We start from the raw sequence: 16,418 nt of genomic DNA, 5'->3' as shown, positions 1-16,418 counted from the left end.
ATTTCTACCTTAAGAGTTGATTTTTTTATTATAAAAATATATTGAGCCAACTACCCAAATAAACATAGGAAGTAGTATTGATAGCTCAGGAAGTATAATTCCACCACTTGTAAATTTAAAAAGCATAAAAAACACACCCCAAACAATTAGTGTTCCAAATACACATAGGGATACGAATTTACCCATATTAAAAAATCTACTATTTAGTGATGCATATGCAAATATTAGTAAAATCAAAGGTATTACAAAATAAGTAACTACTAATTGATTATATAAAATACCTCTAATTGTATCAGTATTTATTCCTTGATTTGATAATAAAATCAATGCTGAAACTGCATCTATGACAGAAAAATTTGATTTTGATTCATATACATTATCTAAAATTTTTGGTTTAAATCCCTCTAAAGTATTCAAAAACTTTTCATATCTAATAGTTAGTTTTGAGTTATCAAAATTTAACTCTTTTGGTTTTGTTACAATTTTAGCATCTACTACATACCATTTATTATTTTGGAAGTATGCATTTCTTGCTATGATTGTCTCAATAACATCCCCTTGTTCAACTCTAAAGATATGTATATTTTCAGCTTTTTGCTCCAAAGGTAATAGTTTTTTAAAGTATACATAATAGTCATTATATTTTAAAAAAATATCACTTTTTGTACTTGTAAAATATTCATTATCAAGTATTTTTTTCTTTTGGTCATAAGAGTATGCTAAAGGTGTCAATTGAAGCACAATAAGCAGTGTTAAAAGAGCAAAAGATATTTTTAATACAGGAGAGTATATATCTTTAAGATCTGCACCTATTGCGTTAAAAGCAACAAGTTCGTTTGATCTAATAAATAAAACTAAAGTAATAATCCAACCAAATACTATTGATAATGGAAGTGCTAAAGTTAAAGTAAAAAAACTGTTATATAAAAGATATAGTAGCTGTAAATTTGCTGAGCTTGGTAGATCTTTAAAGTTTTGTAAAAAATCAATTCCAACAAAAAAAAGTTCTAGTGAAATTAAAACAATTAAAAAGTTTTGAAGGTATTTTTTTAAAATATATTTTGTTAATATTCTCATTCTTTATTTCAATGTAAATTTTGATTTTACTTGATCGATATCTTCACTTTTAAGTGCTTCTATCGCTTTTATAGTATGAGGTATTATATCTTCTAGTTTATTTAATTCTTCTTTTGAAAAGTTACTTAATACATAATTTGCAACTTCAGCTTTATCTTGTGGTTTTCCAATTCCAATTCTAACTCTAATATAATCTTTTCCAATATGTGCATCACATGATTTAAGTCCATTATGACCACCATGTCCACCACCTATTTTGAACTTAACAGCACCAAATGGTAAATCTAAATCATCATGAATAACTATAATATTTTCATTTTCAATTTTATAGTACTCTTTTATAGAACCAACTGCAAGACCTGAATTATTCATATAAGTTGTAGGTTTTGAAAAAAGGTTATAACCTGATTTTAAAAGTGTAGAGTTGAAGTTTGATTTATTTATATTTGAAGTTGTAAGATTTTTGGTCATCTCGTCAATGACCATAAATCCTATGTTGTGTCTTGTTAATTCGTATTTCTCACCAATATTACCAAGACCAACGATTAAATGCATGTGATTTATCTAAAATTATTTAGCTTTAATTACACCAACAACTGGTACTCTTGGGTCTAAATAACAATCAACACCCTCTGGGAATTCAATGTTTCTAATTAAGATGTTATCACCTGTATCTAATTGAGAAACTTCTAACGTAAAGTTTTGTGGTAAGTTCTCATAAGTACATTTTACAGGTACTCTTTTGTGGTTAATCATTAAAAGACCTTTATTTTTAAGACCTTTTGGAGTTCCTGTAGTATAAACTGGAACTTTGTAAGATGCTCTAACACCTGGTTGTGCTACCATTAAATCAACGTGTAATAAATCAGAAGTTAATGGACATTTTTGGTACTCTTGTACTACTACTTTAAGTGTGTTATCACCTACTTTTACATCAAATGCTAAAGTTTCTTTTGTTCTCATGAATTTAATGAATTCATTTCTTTTGAACGCAGCAGAAATATTTTCTAAACCTTTACCATAAATATTTGCAATTAAGTAACCATCTCTTCTTAAAGTCTTAGTTGCTTGTTTTGTCATACTATCTCTTACGATACCCTCTAACATAAACAGATCCTTTGTTTTAAATTTTAAGTGCGGGATTTTACACAAACTTACCTAAATATTTGTTTAAGTTTTAATTAAACTACTATTTAACTTTTATTAATTGGTTTTTTGCTAATATATTTGCCTTAATAAAACTTTAAAACAAGGTAATACCCTATGATACTTTTAGATGGAAAAGAACTATCAAATAAAATCAAAGAAGAAGTTAAAGTTGAAGTTTCTCAACTAGTTGAAAATGAACAAATCACTCCAGGTCTTGCAGTAATATTAGTTGGTGATGATGCAGCAAGTGCTACTTATGTAGGAAGCAAAGCAAAAGCATGTAAAAGTGCAGGAATTTACTCTGTTGTGCATGAAATGCCTAGTTCTATTACTCAAGAAGAGCTACTAGATACTATAGCTATGATGAACAAAAATCCAAAACTTGATGGTATTTTAGTTCAATTACCACTTCCAAAACATATTGATACAACAACTGTTTTAGAAGCAATTGACCCTTTAAAAGATGTTGATGGATTCCACCCATACAATGTAGGAAGAATGGTTTCGAACTTAGATTCATTTTTACCAGCGACTCCATTTGGTGTTATGAGAATGTTTGAAGAGTATAATATTGAATTAAGTGGAAAAAATGTTGTAGTAATTGGTTCATCTGATATTGTTGGTAAACCAATGGCATCACTTTTAATTAATGCAAAAGCAACAGTAACTGTATGTAATAGTAAAACAAAAGATTTAGCAGCACACACAAAAGAAGCAGATATAGTTGTAATTGCTGTTGGTGTTCCACATTTACTAAAAGGTGATATGTTAAAAGACGGTGCAGTTGTTATTGATGTTGGTATTAATAGACTTGATACAGGAAAATTAACAGGTGATGCTGATTTTGAAGATTGTAAGCATAAGTGTTCACATATAACTCCAGTTCCAGGTGGAGTAGGACCTATGACAATTGGTATGTTACTTAAAAATACTGTTAAAGCTGCAAAACTAAGAGAGAAAAGAGAAGCAAGATAGATGTTAAATAAACTTTATAGATGGTCTTCTTCTTGGACTGGAACTATTGTAATAGTATTAGGTATTATATTTTTTATAGCTCAGGCATTTGTAATACCTAGTGGAAGTATGAAAAATACACTTTTAATAGGTGATATGCTTTTTGTAAAAAAATTCTCTTATGGTATTCCAACTCCAAGAATTCCTTGGTTAGAAGTTAAAGTATTACCTGATTTTAATGACAATGGTCACTTAATAGAAGGACCAAGACCAAAAAGAGGAGATATCGTAGTATTTAGATATCCAAAAAATGAAGCTATTCACTATGTAAAAAGAGCTGTTGCAACAGGTGGAGATTTAGTTGCACTTAAATCTAAACACCTTCTTTTACATCCTGTTGAAGGAAATGAATATGTAAAAGCTAATTATCCAAAAGAGAATATCATTCAAATAGAGGATAAACTTTGGGTAGTAGATCCATATAAGATAGATCATCCAGGAATTCACAATGACCCAAGTGTTGTAAACAATGGATTAAATCCTGCACAACTGTTTGATATGATGCCTATTAAAGTTCCTGAAGATGAAACATTTATGATGGGTGATAATAGAGATCACTCAAATGACTCAAGATTTTGGGGAACTGTTCCATACAAATATATTGTTGGAAAACCTTGGATAGTATATTTTTCAATTGATGACAATTATGAAATTAGATGGGATAGAGTTTTAAAGACAGTTGATTCTTTGGAAGAAGATTTAAAAGATAAAGATATAGAAATTAACCACGAAAAAGGAATTTACTAATGAAGTATTTTATTGGAGCAGACCACGCTGGAATTGATATAAAAGCTTATGTAAAAGAGCTTTTTGAAGCAAGAGGTCATGAAGTAGTTGATTTAGGACCAAGCACAAAAGATAGAGTTGATTATCCAGATTTTGCAGCAAAGGTTTGTGAAAGTGTATTAGCAAATGAAGGTTCAAAGGGAATCTTAATTTGTGGTTCAGGTATTGGTATGTCAATGGCTGCTAATAAATTTGATGGAATTAGAGCGGCACTTTGTCATAATGAATACTCTGCAAAAATGGCAAGAGAGCACAATGATGCAAATGTTATTTGTTTAGGTGAAAGAGTAAGCGGATACGGTATGGTTGAAGCAATCGTTGATGCGTGGAATGAAGCATCTTTTGAAGGTGGAAGACACGAAGGTAGAGTTGAAAAAATCAATGCCTTAGGAAAAATGGGAAGTTGTAGAGCATAGTTTCTATGCCCTACTTTACCATCAAGTATCCATCAATATCTTCATAATAATCTTTTAAAATTCTACTTACTTTAAAGCCAAACTTTTTATATAATCTAATGGCATCCAAATTTGATACTTTTACTTCAAGTGAAAACTTCTCTTTATCTAGGTTTTCTAAACTATACTCTAGTAATCTTGAAGCAAGTCCTAAACCTCTAAAATCTGGATGAATAGCCAAAGAGTATAATCTATAATAATTTTTTCTTTTTAGCCACAGAATATATCCTGCTATTTTTTCATCTTGTTCAATTTTATAGATAATATTATTTGATAGATGATATCTAAGTGAATTTTTACTTAGTGCAAAACTATCATTTGCAAATACTCTGTTTTCAATATCAAATAGAGTATTCAAATCTTTTGTTGTTGCGATTTCAATCATTTTTGATAAATAGTATATTTTGGTACTAATTTATTTGGTCTATATGACATTTTTACTTTTTTAAGATTTTCAAATCCCATATCATCACCTACATTTATATACTCAACGCCATATTTATCTTTTAATATTTTTGTAAACTCTCTAAAAATAAACTGCGCACAGCCAAGTATTTCAAAATCTGTTTTCTCTAAGATTACACTGGCTGTTGTTTTATTTATTTTTTCACCTACAGTGAAGCCTTTTACTTCATCATCTATATATATCACTAATCCAATGATGTCTAAGTTTTCATAATCTTTTACTAATCTTTTAATAGCAAATCTTTCAAAATAGATACCATCTAAAAATACTTCAACTTCCTCTTTTGGCATATATGTTGTTCTATCTTTTACCCATTTATTAAAAAGATTTAAAACATCATTTCCATGTTTCTTTATATCAAGTATCTCAATTTTATGTTCTGGATAAACTTTATTAAATCTATTGATTTCATTTCTTTTTGATTTATAAGAATCCCCTTTTAGATCGATCAAATCATCAACTTTATAAATATAATCAACTAACTTTTTTTCTATAATAAAATCTTTTAACATTTCATATATCAAAGTACCCTCTTCTAAATAATCAACAAAACCTTCTAAGATATCTTCATGAACATACTCCATTTTTGAGTAGTTTCTATTACTATTGTGGGAGTTCATAATCTCAAAACAATCAATAATAGCTTCATAAGTATTCTCTTTTTTTCCAATTGGAGGCAAAAGCATAGTTAATTCACCAGAGTTTAAAATAAACAGACAAAAAGTATCATTTACAATTGCATAAAAACCAGTTGCAGTTGATAACCAAATATAATTTCCTGCAAATGTATAATCACTAACATCTACATTTATAAGATTTAGATACTTATCCATTGTCTCTTTTGCACTTAAATCAAAATGCTTTAAAGTATATTTTCCAATACTTAGTGTTGACATATATTTCTTTTTCCTTGTATAAAAATTTGCGGAATTATACTCCTAATTTTTGATTTTGCGTCAAAAAGTCAAAAAATTTTTTTCTCATAAAATTATTGACTTTTTTTTTATTTTGTTTTACAATATAATAACTATTTTATATAAGGTGTTATATATGTATACTTTAGAACAAATTGAAAAGCAGCAAGTTGGATTAAGACTTCCTAAATACTTAATAGAGCAAATTGATGAATTAACAAAAGAATATTCACTAAATAGAAGTGAAATTATTACAGAATCAATAAAGGCATTTCTAATAGAACAAAAAAGTAAAAGACTTTATGATAGTTTTAATGAATCTTGTAAAGAATTAAAAACAATAATTGCAAATGAAGGTGATGATTTAGATACTTTAGAGGATTTCATAAATGAAATTGATAATTAAGCCTCTTGAAAACTTCAAAAAAGAGGCTAAGAAACTTGCAAAAAAATATAAAGAAATCTCAAATGATTTAAAAAAACTTCAAGAAGAACTTTTAAATAATCCTAAAGCAGGAATTGACTTAGGCAGTAACTGTTACAAAATAAAAATTAGAGGATTTAGGGTTATATACTATTATATTGACCAAAAAGGTATTATATACCTAATGTGCATATATTCAAAAAGTGATTTAGAAAATATTGAAGATAATAAAATTCTTCAATTAATCGAAGATAATAATTTATAAGATTAATTTCTTTCATATCAATCTTATGAGATAATCGAAGCAATAAAAAAGGAGCTATTATGGAAGATTGGCAAGTTTATTTGATGATGTTTTTTGTAATAGTTCTTATGTTAGTTGGAAAAAAACTGATGTTTTTTTCAGATGATAAAACAAAAAAGGATTAAAACTTGATAAATCCAAAAATAATTGACTATATATTTTCAAGTGCATCTATTCAAAGATGGAATGACTATCCAAGAATGGTTGAGCTAGTTGAGCTTGATAAGCAAGCCCACAAATTTATTATTGCTTATTTTATAGCAAAACTTGAAGATGATATAAACTTTACTCACTTGATTGAAGCTGGAATTTTTGAGTTTTTAAGACGTGTAGTTGTAACTGATATTAGACCTGATGTTTTTAGAAAAGCACTTCAAAAAAAATCAAAAGAGATTAACTCTTGGGTTATCTCAAAACTAAGACCATCACTTGAAGATATAGATAATGGTAATTTTTTACAAAAATTTGAAGATTATTTAAACAACCCAGAAATATATAAAAAAGAGAGATTTATACTAAAAGCCGCATCATATCTATCTACGAAATGGGAGTTTTCTATCGTATATCAAACAAGTCAATTCTTAAGTGATATTGAAGATGTTAAAAAAAGTGTTGATGAAGAGATAGAGGATTATTATGAACTTATAGGAGTGCGAAAAATTGCACTTAATAAAAAGCTTGCAAAAGTAATTGATCTTAGTGGTAGATTGAGATTTCAAAAAAGATGGGCTCAAACTCCAAGAGTTCCTGAAACTTCAGTTTTAGGTCATATGTTAACAGTAGCTATTTTTGGATATTTTTACTCTATTGATGTAAATGCCTGTGATAAAAGACTTCAAAACAACTTTTTCACAGCCCTTTTCCATGATTTACCTGAAGCTTTAACAAGAGATATAATCACTCCTGTAAAATACTGTGTAGATGAATTATCTGAAATAATTGCAGAGTATGAAATACAAAAAATAGAAGATGATATTTTACCAAATGTACCAGAAACACTCCATGAAGAGTTTTCATATATTCTTGGATTATATGATGGAGTAAAAGAAGAGTTTGAAAATAAAATCAAAGTAGATGGAAAGATAGAAGTTGTAGAAGATGTTTCAAAATACAACTCTGATAAATATGATGCAATTGATGGACTTGCACTAAAACAGTGCGATAAATTATCAGCTTTTGTGGAAGCTAGTTTATCTATATCTCATGGTATAAAATCAAAAGAGTTGGTAAATGGTAAAAAAGAGATTTTAAAAGCTTTTAAAGAGATTCAAGGAATAGATTTCAAAGCAATTGCAACACAGATAGATTATGAGTTTGGAACAACAGGACAAACGCAAGTTAGAATGGATTTTGATTAAAAAATAGTATTTATGAGATTAAATTTAATATACTTTTTTTCTGTGGGCCACTCTAATTATTGTAATAACTAAGAAATTATTTTCCTTTAAATAAATAATTCGATAATCACCTGCTCGTTTTCTATATTTACCTTTATGTTTTCCTTGTAAAGCCTTATTTTTTGAAAAAATACCATTTTGTAAATCAAGAATTTTTGTAGCAATTAATTCTTGATTTTTCTTATCAATTTTCAAGAATTCTTTTTGAGCTTCTTCCTCAAAAGCTATTTTATACATCAATTCCAGCTTTTGCAAATACTTCTTCTAACGGTACAACTTTTGTTGATCCATTTTTTAAATTATCAATTCTTTTATCTGCAACCATTTCATCTAATTTATCAAAATATAAATCAATGGCTTTTTCAATCAAACTAGTTCTTGTTTTATCCAATTCTAGGGCATATTCATCTAAACTTTTAACTATATCTTTTTCAAGTCTAATATTTATTGCTTGTTTCATAAATAATTCCTTTGTTAAATTTGTATATACAATTGTAGTGTATTTGTATTTAAATATCAATTATGAATAAAATAATTTAATACATAGTATAATTGGAAAAATTTATACAACAGGAATAAAAAGTGGTTTACGATTTTTGGAAACACTACCAGGAGTTTTTATCTTATGATCAAGCTTTGGCTTTTGATTATAGACTTGATAATATTGTTATAAAATTAAATGATTTTTTTCAAAGATTGATAGTACAAAATATTGAGAAAGAAGAGATTCGATTTTTTCTTGCGGGGTCTTGTATAAAGTCTGATGTTTTTAGAGACTTAGATATGATATTTCCTATTAGTGAAGATAGAGAGCTTATAAATAATGCTTTAAATAAAGACTTTTTTGAATATGAAAACAACTCTTATACATATAGATACAAAAATGATATTTATCAACTTGTTTTTAGAGAAAAATTCAAAGATGCATCTCTTGAATACTTAGTAGATGGATTTGATTTTGATTCTACAAAAGTTGCTTTTGAGTGTACTTTTCATACTACAAAAAAACTTCTTAGTATTGAAAAATGTGATATGAGAGTAGAGTTTGTAAACTATATCAACACAAAAGTAAATAATTTGCATAGAGTTAGTGTAAATCCTTTTGTATCTTTACAAAGGTCTATTCACTTCTTAAAAAGAGGAGATGATGTACCATATAGTGTATTTTTGGATATTTGTTCTGCAATTGCAGATTTAAAAATCAAAGAGAATGAAGATGTAAATAAACACTTCACAAGACTACAAGGTAATCCAAATAAATTAGAAAATATAAAAGATGCCATAAGTCATTTTATTGAAGATAAAAAAGAGGATGCTAAGAATAGTGATTAAGTAAAGAGATTTGACTATCGATATCTTCTTTACACTCTTCAATAGTTTTTTTATCAAGTCCAATTTCTTTAGCTTTATTTTCAAAGTTTTTTACAACTTCAATAGCTTTGTCTATAATTTTTGCAGCAGCTATAGATTTAATAGACTGAGACTTTGCGATATTAAGAACATCTGATCTTGTAAAGTTTAAGTCTTTCCCTCCAATTGTTGTTGTATGTGATTTCATTACACCCTTTGAGTATGTAATATCATAAGCTGGAGATAGACTCCATTCTCCATTTTCATCCATTAGATACGAAAAGTTTTTTGCATGATCATCGAAATTGAAAACTAATATATTTAAAACCATTCTTTTAAACAGTTCTTCTATGTCTTCTTGTGATTTACAAACTATTCTTGTCAATGCAAATAGATTTTCATATGAAGTTGATTTTAAAATAGATATATCTGTATGCATTAATCCTGCAGCTGTACATAAATGTATCTTTTTATCATTTTTATCTCTATCAAATCTTTTAACAAGTAAATGATTGGCATTATTTTCACTGATTAATTCAAAATCAGCAGTATTTATTCCCATTTCTTTTGCCATTGACATAAAAATATATTCTAGTTTTGTAAAACCAATACTTCCAACATAATCATAAATCTCATCAAATTTTATTATTGCTCTTTCAAATTCTTTATGTAATGTTCTTTTGTTTAATCTAATTTCTTTAGTTTTATAATTATATTGAACTAGCATTTTAGGTCTTCCTCCTCCTACAGGAGAAACACTTTCTCGTATATTCATTAATGTTTCAATAGAAGACTCTTTTTCTTTTAAGGCTTGTTTCATTTCTTCATAAGCATCTTTTGCATTTATCGCAATATCATGTGTTACAAAATCATCTTCTTCTTTTGGAAAATATTCAATTGCTCCCATTCCTCTATCACCAATAAATGCTAGTTTATGTAATTGGGTTAGGTCAAAAGATTTTAGCCCTTGTTTTTCAAAATACCTGTCAATAAAAGGCATTCCATGTTTATCTGGAAGTGAATCAAAAAAGACACCTGCTATTCCATGGTATAAAGTAGGATGATTTGGGTTGGTATAGGCATCTTTTGTTTTTGAAGTATGAAGTTTAAGAGGAGATATCTCTAATCCTTCTAATTTAAAATCTTTGTCATATTCAAAATATACAACTCCATCATGTTCAATCATTGTGCCAATTTTCTTACCATAAATGTATGCATTGATTTCATCCATGACTTTTTCCTTTTCTAACTCTTCTTCTCTCTTTCTTGTTCTTTTCATTTCTAATTTCATCAATTGAAGTGAATTTTTCTTGTTGAAGTAAAGATTCAAGTTTAGCTGTCATATCAAGGGCAATCATGATATTGATGATATTTTCAAATTTTGTTGTTTTATTTTGAATAAAATTCGCATAGGATTTTGATGACATACCAGCAGCCTTATATAACTCTACTTGTGTCATATTTTTTCGAATTCTTTCTTTTTCAATAATTTCAACAAATTTTTCCATAATGTCATATGGTGACATCATCTCAATCATAATTATCCTTTTTTTACTAATTTATATTAGAATAAATATATTAATTTATCTTTTCAAATAAATTATACTAAATAAATAAGCAAAAAGCAATTATTTTTTAAAAGCTATATTTTAAATTTGCATAAAGGTATCTTCCTGGGTCATTTAATAACTGAACATCCCCTAAACCAATATACGTAATATCTTGATAAGTATTTGTTGAGTTGTAAGTCTTATCAAATAAATTATCAATACCTAAAGTCAAAGCGAAGTTTTTAGATAGTTTGCTATTTGTTTTTAAGTTTACAACTGCATAGCCAGCTAGTTCTTGTTCATCTGCACTTGAATCATATGTATCCCAAGAATCAACTGCAATAACTTCTGCTGTGTATGTTGTAGTATTTTGTTCATAGTTTAGAGCTAAATTGGCTTTTAATGGTGGAACCTCTGCTAAATCTTTATCTGTATAATTACCATCTTTTTTTCCTCTTTGATATGCAATTCCATAATCAATTGATAAATTTTCACTTGCTAAATAGAAACCTGAAATTTCTGCTCCAAAGATTTTTGCATCTATGTTTGTAAATGTTCCTGTATTATAAATATAATCTTCTAATTTTGAGTAGAAAAGTTTTGTTTTGATATTTAGTGCTCCAATATTTTTCTCAAAACCTAAGTCTAGTTCATAGTTTTTTGTATCTTCTAGATTATCATTTCCTGTTAAATCTCCAGTTGATTTTCTTGAGTATAATTCTCTAGCATCTGGAACCCTTGAAGCTTTTCCTATACCTGCGAAATATTTTGTATTTTCGTCTGCATTATAAACTGCAAATATGTTTCCACTCAAATCAGTATATTTTTTATCAGTTAAACTATTATCAACTGTATCTATATCAGTATAATCATATCTAGCGCCAAACTCTAAATCTAATTTTCCAAATGATTTTTCTAATTTTGTAAAAATTGCTTTATTATTAGTATCTGTACTAGCTATAGAATCTCCAATATAAGGATTTGTGATATTTAAGTATTTTCCTCTCCAGTTTCTAACACTTGTATCTAGTCCTACAGTTACAATAGAGCTTGCAACTTCTAAACTATTTTTTATTTTAGCTCCCCAAATTGAGCTTTTCATATGATTTGTCATATACATCATACTTCCAGCATCTCTAAATGATGTATCCATTGGATGATCAACATTTGAGTAGTAATAATCAATATTTAATTCTTTTGATAAACTTCCTAAGTCTCTTGTAGTATATCCAACTGTGTAGATATTTGAGTCATCATATTTTGCATCCATTGGAGTATTTGGATATAAAACATTATCACTTCTATTTGCAGTATAAGATAGCTTTATTTCACTATCATCAGTGATATTATATACTGCTTTTGTAAGTAAAGTTTTTTTCTCATAAGCATCTAAACCATCTCTTGAGTATTGATTAGCAACTGGTACGCCACTTGCTTTTTGTTGCTCTAAAAAGTTGTTTCCCTCACCATCTTCATATTGATCACTTGTTTCTGTTGATGCACTTACTAATACTTTTAATTTATCAGTTCCACCGCTGATTGTTGCACTTGCTTTTTTGTATCCAAAGCTTCCAAATCCTACATTTATGTCACCACCAAAATCTTTTGTTGGTTCTTTTGTATTTACTGTAACTTTTCCACTTAGTGTACCAAAGTTTTCAACATCGTATGGACCTTCTATAACTTCTACACTTTCTATGTTGTTTGATAATACATGAGATGTTGCTGGGTCCATTCTGTTTGGGCAGGCTCCGTAGATTTTGGCATCGTCTATTAGGATATTGATATTATCTTTTTTTTGCCCTCTTAATATAATATCATTTGCAATACCGCTTCTTCTTACTATTGAAATAGATGGGATGTTTTTTGTCAGGGCTTCTGCTAAATCTGCACTTTTGATTTGTTCGTTACTTATGTCTTTGATTATTTTACTATTTTCTTTTTCTACTACACTTAGAGTTTCTAATTGTACTTCTTGTGCATTTACTAAAACTGCTGCACTAATAAAAGATAAAGTTAAAATTTTTTTCATAAACTTTCCTTAAATAAAAATTTATGAATTATTGCTAAGAGTTGTTAATTTTGTGTTAATTTAGAAGTAAAAAAGAGAAGTTGAAATAACTTCTCTTTTAAGTAATTAGTGTGAGTGGTTTGAATCGTTTGAAGACGATGCAATAGCTGCTGCACCAATTGTTGCTACTGTAGCACCAATCACAGTTGCTGTAGAGATAACAGTACCACCGATTGCAATACCACCAGCTGCCGCTGCTCCACCTGCTGCTGCTGCTCCACCTGCTGCTGCCGCTCCACCTGCCGCTGCTGCTCCACCAGTACTACCTGCTGCTGCCGCACCAGCACCTGCTGCTGAACCTGCTGCTGTAGCTGATGTTAAACCTAATGAAACTGATAATAAAATCACACATAATTTTTTCATTTTAAATTCCTTTTTTCAATTTTGGCATTATTATAACATAATTTTTTTAATTTTTATAAATTTATTCTTTAAATCTATGAATATTTTTTTTCATTATTTGACTATTGTTTTCACTACTACTCATAGGATATATTGCATTTGGGCTTTCTATAAACTTGCCTACGTCTCTTGTCCATGGTTTTAGGTTGTATGTTAAAATATTTTTAATATTTTTAAATGTAAACACCTCTAGTGGAACTTTTAAATATACACCTTTATCTATATATCCTTTGTTTTCTTCATCGGTAAATACTTCATCAGAGTTTGTAAATGTTGCAAATACACCCATAGAGAACTCTTTGTAATTTCTAGATAAATCTATCTTAAATCCTCTATCTCCTGCCATAAACTCACCAATTTTTAATCCCATATGAATATCATATTTTGGTGATACTAAAGCGTATAGATTTACAAACTTGGCATCATATTGTGTGTCACCATAAATTTTTACCATGTTGTTTATATATCTTTTATAAGCTACTTGATACTGTAAACCTACACCAAACCTATCATCAAACAGTGGTTTGTACCACTCTAAGTCAACACCTGCAAAAGCAATATCTAAATATCCAAGTTCAACTCTTGCCAAACTTTCATAAGGAGCTTTTGTCATATATCCTACAGTAAAGTGATTTAGTTGAGTGCTATCGTATTTACTATAATCTAAAAGCTGTGTATTTACTGATAGGTTTGTAGTCACATCATCATCTGATGGTAAATCTTTTATTGAATTATATAAAGGATGAGATAGTGAAGCACTTGAGAAAAATCCTCCTCCAAAGTCATACTCTAAATCAAGCTTAACACCAAGTTTTATAGCAAATGGGTCTTCTTTTCTATTTAAAACACTACTTGCACTCATACCAAAGTTGTAGTTAAATCCACCGATATTTAGTTTGTCTGATTTATGTGTCTCTTTTGTGTCCTCTTTAAACTCTTTATACATTTTTTCATAGCTATTTGATAAAATAAGTGCATCTTTCATGTAGTTTGAACTTACTTTTTCATTTTCAAAGGCATCATACTCTTTTCTACTAACTTTAAAAGTCTTTGTTGGGACGTCTTTTTGTTTTAGTGTTGCATATATAGTGTCATAGTTTTTTGGTGCTACTTCATCTACTGTTGAGATAGCTCGTCCTGCTGCTTTTATATCACTATTGTATCTTGAGTTTTCTAGTTCGATCCAGATTTTATTTTTTGAGATTTCACTTGTTACTTTTTTGAACTTTTCTGCTGCGACTTCATTTGATAGTTTTGCTGTGAACTCATCCTGAGATATATTTTCATACTGTTTTAGTTTTTTTTCATCTGCTTTCCATTTTGGGTCTGGAAGTCTATCAAACATACCATCATTTGAAAAACCAAACTGATAAGCGTATCCAAAGGCGAAGTTATTCCCTCTAGTAAAAGCTAAACTTACAGTACTATTTGGAGAGTAAAAGTATTTTAAACCTAAGTTTATATTTGACTTTGCTTTATCAAAACTTGCGCCATCATAAAAGGCATTTACTCTATCTTTTTCATACTCTATAGGTGAGTATTCTGCTAATAAGTTCACTTTTGGGTGAGCTTTAAAAACTACACTCCCAAAGGGTTTTCCACCACTCCAGTTTGTATCTTTTATAAACTGTACAGCACTATTATCACTTCCACCACTATTTGAAGTTGATGAGTATTTAGAGATATCTTCACCTCCAAGCCTACCTTTTGCATATCCTAAAGTAAAATCAAAATAACCTATCTCTTTGCCCAAGGCCACATATTTAGAACTATATAAAGCTGTTCCCCAAAAATCATCTAGTCCAAATACCACACTAGGAAGAAGTTCAGTCTCTTCTTGTAAAAGTAGTTTTAGATTAAAAGATTTATCTTTGTAATTGCCATATCCATAATTACTACCAAATCCAGTAACTCCACTGATTCTTGTAACATGGAAGTTTGCTTCTAAAAAAGGTAGAGGAGTTGCTGTAAAACCAAAGTAAGTGAATGGTTGATCTTGATTTAAAAACATTCTCATAGACCAATCAGGCATAATTCTAGCGTTTGGTGTCTCTATGATACCTGTGTTTCCATTGAACATGGAAGTGTTGTTTGAGGCTAAAACGCTTGAAGAAAAAAAAAGAGTAGATAAAACTACCTTAGATAGTTTTTTCATCTTTTTTATTTCCTTTTATAAACTCATAAAAAAATACCATAAAAATACCTAGTATGATAGATGTCACAAATGACACTACTAAGATAAGTGCTCTTTTTGGTTTTGTTTTTTCTTTGATATATGCTACTCTACTATCTACTAGCTTTGATACAAAGTAGTAGTCATTTGCTTGAGAGAATACTCTTTTTTGCATAAGCGAAGAGATTGACTTACTTAGCTGTTCTTTTAGGCTTACATCATATGTTGAGCTTAGCTCTTTTTGGTAGTAAGTGATTTGTTTTTCTATCTCTTTCATATCTTGGATTTTTATCTTTTCTATAATCTCTTTTAAGTAGATATCTACTAGTTCTTTTGCTAAAAATCTATCTATATACTCAGCACTAAAAGTGATAAGTCCACTATCTTTATCACTAGATATACTTAATATTTTTGATAAAGCTAAGTTTGTATCATATATCAATTCATCTTGAGTTTTTTCTTCATCAATTTCTGGCACACTATAAAGTGAATCAAAACCAAGAGCAAATACAAGATTTGATGGTTTATTTATTTTTTCTATCAGGTCATACTTTTTTATCATATATGAGTTGAACTCATAGTCTTTTAGTACTGTTTGCATCATAGTCATAGGGTCTTTGCTACTTCCACCACCAAGAGATATACCTGCAAGTCCTGCAAGTGAGCCTAGACCTCCTAGACTTGACTTACCATCATCACCTTGGGGTGATAGTACTACACTTGACCTATATGAGTTTGGGATACTTAAGGCATATATCAAAGTAGCACAAACTACTATAAAAGAAAATAGTACTATTTTAATCTTATGTTTCCAAATAGTAGAGAAAAGTTCCCTTAGGTCTATCTCATCTTCTTGGATATACTCTTTATTTACTACTTCACTCAT

General features: G+C 28.9%; 20 protein-coding genes. 7 read left to right on the top strand and 13 right to left on the bottom strand.

Annotated features, from left to right (window positions below):
- Window positions 1-9 precede the first annotated feature (9 nt).
- Genes APAC_RS03700 through APAC_RS03690 form a run of 3 tightly spaced genes read right to left on the bottom strand, consistent with a single transcriptional unit; the run spans window position 10 to window position 2,184 of the window.
- Window positions 10-1,077, bottom strand: coding sequence for an LptF/LptG family permease (locus APAC_RS03700; RefSeq protein ID WP_130232838.1), 1,068 nt, complete (start codon window positions 1,075-1,077; stop codon window positions 10-12).
- 3 nt (window positions 1,078-1,080) lie between these two features.
- A complete protein-coding gene (gene pth / locus APAC_RS03695; protein WP_130232837.1) occupies window positions 1,081-1,632 on the bottom strand; it encodes an aminoacyl-tRNA hydrolase in 552 nt (183 codons plus the stop codon).
- 15 nt (window positions 1,633-1,647) lie between these two features.
- A complete protein-coding gene (locus tag APAC_RS03690; RefSeq protein ID WP_130232836.1) occupies window positions 1,648-2,184 on the bottom strand; it encodes a 50S ribosomal protein L25/general stress protein Ctc in 537 nt (178 codons plus the stop codon).
- A gap of 156 nt (window positions 2,185-2,340) precedes the next feature.
- Between APAC_RS03690 and folD the strand changes: the two genes are divergently transcribed.
- Genes folD through rpiB form a run of 3 tightly spaced genes read left to right on the top strand, consistent with a single transcriptional unit; the run spans window position 2,341 to window position 4,442 of the window.
- Entirely contained in the window at window positions 2,341-3,201 is an 861-nt protein-coding gene (folD, locus tag APAC_RS03685; RefSeq protein ID WP_130232835.1) for a bifunctional methylenetetrahydrofolate dehydrogenase/methenyltetrahydrofolate cyclohydrolase FolD, read from the top strand.
- Complete coding sequence (lepB, locus tag APAC_RS03680; protein ID WP_130232834.1) at window positions 3,202-3,987, top strand: signal peptidase I; 786 nt, start codon at window positions 3,202-3,204, stop codon at window positions 3,985-3,987.
- Window positions 3,987-4,442, top strand: coding sequence for a ribose 5-phosphate isomerase B (rpiB, locus tag APAC_RS03675; RefSeq protein ID WP_130232833.1), 456 nt, complete (start codon window positions 3,987-3,989; stop codon window positions 4,440-4,442). Before lepB ends, rpiB begins: the two co-directional genes overlap by 1 nt.
- Before the next feature lie 10 nt (window positions 4,443-4,452).
- Here the strand turns inward: rpiB and APAC_RS03670 are convergent, their stop codons facing one another.
- A complete protein-coding gene (locus APAC_RS03670; RefSeq protein ID WP_130232832.1) occupies window positions 4,453-4,866 on the bottom strand; it encodes a GNAT family N-acetyltransferase in 414 nt (137 codons plus the stop codon).
- Window positions 4,863-5,843, bottom strand: coding sequence for a DUF2156 domain-containing protein (locus tag APAC_RS03665; RefSeq protein WP_130232831.1), 981 nt, complete (start codon window positions 5,841-5,843; stop codon window positions 4,863-4,865). The genes APAC_RS03670 and APAC_RS03665 overlap by 4 nt, the downstream gene beginning before the upstream one ends.
- 154 nt (window positions 5,844-5,997) lie before the next feature.
- Here APAC_RS03665 and APAC_RS03660 point away from each other — a divergent pair, with 154 nt between their 5' ends.
- From APAC_RS03660 to APAC_RS03650, 3 genes are all read left to right on the top strand, one after another.
- Window positions 5,998-6,267 carry a ribbon-helix-helix domain-containing protein gene (locus tag APAC_RS03660; RefSeq protein ID WP_130232830.1) on the top strand — a complete coding sequence of 90 codons (270 nt, stop codon included), beginning with the start codon at window positions 5,998-6,000 and terminating at the stop codon, window positions 6,265-6,267.
- Window positions 6,251-6,550 carry a type II toxin-antitoxin system RelE family toxin gene (locus APAC_RS03655; protein WP_130232829.1) on the top strand — a complete coding sequence of 100 codons (300 nt, stop codon included), beginning with the start codon at window positions 6,251-6,253 and terminating at the stop codon, window positions 6,548-6,550. Before APAC_RS03660 ends, APAC_RS03655 begins: the two co-directional genes overlap by 17 nt.
- A gap of 167 nt (window positions 6,551-6,717) precedes the next feature.
- Complete coding sequence (locus APAC_RS03650; RefSeq protein WP_130232828.1) at window positions 6,718-7,947, top strand: HD domain-containing protein; 1,230 nt, start codon at window positions 6,718-6,720, stop codon at window positions 7,945-7,947.
- Between the two features lie 24 nt (window positions 7,948-7,971).
- On the opposite strand, the gene APAC_RS03645 is transcribed toward APAC_RS03650, so the two are convergent.
- Window positions 7,972-8,223: a type II toxin-antitoxin system RelE family toxin gene (locus APAC_RS03645; protein WP_130232827.1), complete on the bottom strand. Its 252-nt coding sequence runs from the start codon at window positions 8,221-8,223 to the stop codon at window positions 7,972-7,974.
- Window positions 8,216-8,446 carry a ribbon-helix-helix protein, CopG family gene (locus tag APAC_RS03640; RefSeq protein ID WP_130232826.1) on the bottom strand — a complete coding sequence of 77 codons (231 nt, stop codon included), beginning with the start codon at window positions 8,444-8,446 and terminating at the stop codon, window positions 8,216-8,218. The genes APAC_RS03645 and APAC_RS03640 overlap by 8 nt, the downstream gene beginning before the upstream one ends.
- 122 nt (window positions 8,447-8,568) lie before the next feature.
- Here APAC_RS03640 and APAC_RS03635 point away from each other — a divergent pair, with 122 nt between their 5' ends.
- Entirely contained in the window at window positions 8,569-9,318 is a 750-nt protein-coding gene (locus APAC_RS03635; RefSeq protein ID WP_130232825.1) for a Gabija anti-defense Gad2 family protein, read from the top strand.
- Here APAC_RS03635 and APAC_RS03630 read toward each other — a convergent pair.
- The 6 genes from APAC_RS03630 to APAC_RS03605 form a co-directional block, all read right to left on the bottom strand.
- The gene (locus APAC_RS03630; RefSeq protein WP_170170103.1) at window positions 9,302-10,615 is read right to left on the bottom strand and encodes a type II toxin-antitoxin system HipA family toxin; all 1,314 of its coding nucleotides are present in this window, start codon (window positions 10,613-10,615) and stop codon (window positions 9,302-9,304) included. The two genes, APAC_RS03635 and APAC_RS03630, sit on opposite strands and share 17 nt — an antisense overlap.
- Window positions 10,560-10,874 (bottom strand): helix-turn-helix domain-containing protein, encoded by a 315-nt coding sequence (locus APAC_RS03625; protein ID WP_130232823.1) that lies wholly within the window; start codon window positions 10,872-10,874, stop codon window positions 10,560-10,562. Before APAC_RS03625 ends, APAC_RS03630 begins: the two co-directional genes overlap by 56 nt.
- 97 nt (window positions 10,875-10,971) lie before the next feature.
- Window positions 10,972-12,918 (bottom strand): TonB-dependent receptor, encoded by a 1,947-nt coding sequence (locus APAC_RS03620; RefSeq protein WP_130232822.1) that lies wholly within the window; start codon window positions 12,916-12,918, stop codon window positions 10,972-10,974.
- Between the two features lie 105 nt (window positions 12,919-13,023).
- A complete protein-coding gene (locus APAC_RS13230) occupies window positions 13,024-13,320 on the bottom strand; it encodes a hypothetical protein (protein ID WP_170170102.1) in 297 nt (98 codons plus the stop codon).
- 61 nt (window positions 13,321-13,381) lie between these two features.
- Complete coding sequence (locus APAC_RS03610) at window positions 13,382-15,514, bottom strand: YjbH domain-containing protein (RefSeq protein WP_130232821.1); 2,133 nt, start codon at window positions 15,512-15,514, stop codon at window positions 13,382-13,384.
- Window positions 15,498-16,418 (bottom strand): Wzz/FepE/Etk N-terminal domain-containing protein, encoded by a 921-nt coding sequence (locus APAC_RS03605; RefSeq protein ID WP_130232820.1) that lies wholly within the window; start codon window positions 16,416-16,418, stop codon window positions 15,498-15,500. The genes APAC_RS03610 and APAC_RS03605 overlap by 17 nt, the downstream gene beginning before the upstream one ends.

This window comes from Malaciobacter pacificus, assembly GCF_004214795.1.
GTDB lineage: Bacteria > Campylobacterota > Campylobacteria > Campylobacterales > Arcobacteraceae > Malaciobacter_A > Malaciobacter_A pacificus.
Note: the sequence above shows the minus strand (reverse complement) of the source record. Positions and strands in the feature narration are given on the sequence as shown.

Bases quoted from the DNA above. Each gene is read 5' to 3' on its own strand.
- APAC_RS03700 (WP_130232838.1), bottom strand. From the start codon at position 1,077: ATGAGAATATTAACAAAATATATTTTAAAAAAATACCTTCAAAACTTT.
- pth (WP_130232837.1), bottom strand. From the start codon at position 1,632: ATGCATTTAATCGTTGGTCTTGGTAATATTGGTGAGAAATACGAATTA.
- APAC_RS03690 (WP_130232836.1), bottom strand. From the start codon at position 2,184: ATGTTAGAGGGTATCGTAAGAGATAGTATGACAAAACAAGCAACTAAG.
- folD (WP_130232835.1), top strand. From the start codon at position 2,341: ATGATACTTTTAGATGGAAAAGAACTATCAAATAAAATCAAAGAAGAA.
- lepB (WP_130232834.1), top strand. From the start codon at position 3,202: ATGTTAAATAAACTTTATAGATGGTCTTCTTCTTGGACTGGAACTATT.
- rpiB (WP_130232833.1), top strand. From the start codon at position 3,987: ATGAAGTATTTTATTGGAGCAGACCACGCTGGAATTGATATAAAAGCT.
- APAC_RS03670 (WP_130232832.1), bottom strand. From the start codon at position 4,866: ATGATTGAAATCGCAACAACAAAAGATTTGAATACTCTATTTGATATT.
- APAC_RS03665 (WP_130232831.1), bottom strand. From the start codon at position 5,843: ATGTCAACACTAAGTATTGGAAAATATACTTTAAAGCATTTTGATTTA.
- APAC_RS03660 (WP_130232830.1), top strand. From the start codon at position 5,998: ATGTATACTTTAGAACAAATTGAAAAGCAGCAAGTTGGATTAAGACTT.
- APAC_RS03655 (WP_130232829.1), top strand. From the start codon at position 6,251: ATGAAATTGATAATTAAGCCTCTTGAAAACTTCAAAAAAGAGGCTAAG.
- APAC_RS03645 (WP_130232827.1), bottom strand. From the start codon at position 8,223: ATGTATAAAATAGCTTTTGAGGAAGAAGCTCAAAAAGAATTCTTGAAA.
- APAC_RS03640 (WP_130232826.1), bottom strand. From the start codon at position 8,446: ATGAAACAAGCAATAAATATTAGACTTGAAAAAGATATAGTTAAAAGT.
- APAC_RS03630 (WP_170170103.1), bottom strand. From the start codon at position 10,615: ATGAAAAGAACAAGAAAGAGAGAAGAAGAGTTAGAAAAGGAAAAAGTC.
- APAC_RS03625 (WP_130232823.1), bottom strand. From the start codon at position 10,874: ATGATTGAGATGATGTCACCATATGACATTATGGAAAAATTTGTTGAA.
- APAC_RS03620 (WP_130232822.1), bottom strand. From the start codon at position 12,918: ATGAAAAAAATTTTAACTTTATCTTTTATTAGTGCAGCAGTTTTAGTA.
- APAC_RS13230 (WP_170170102.1), bottom strand. From the start codon at position 13,320: ATGAAAAAATTATGTGTGATTTTATTATCAGTTTCATTAGGTTTAACA.
- APAC_RS03610 (WP_130232821.1), bottom strand. From the start codon at position 15,514: ATGAAAAAACTATCTAAGGTAGTTTTATCTACTCTTTTTTTTTCTTCA.
- APAC_RS03605 (WP_130232820.1), bottom strand. From the start codon at position 16,418: ATGAGTGAAGTAGTAAATAAAGAGTATATCCAAGAAGATGAGATAGAC.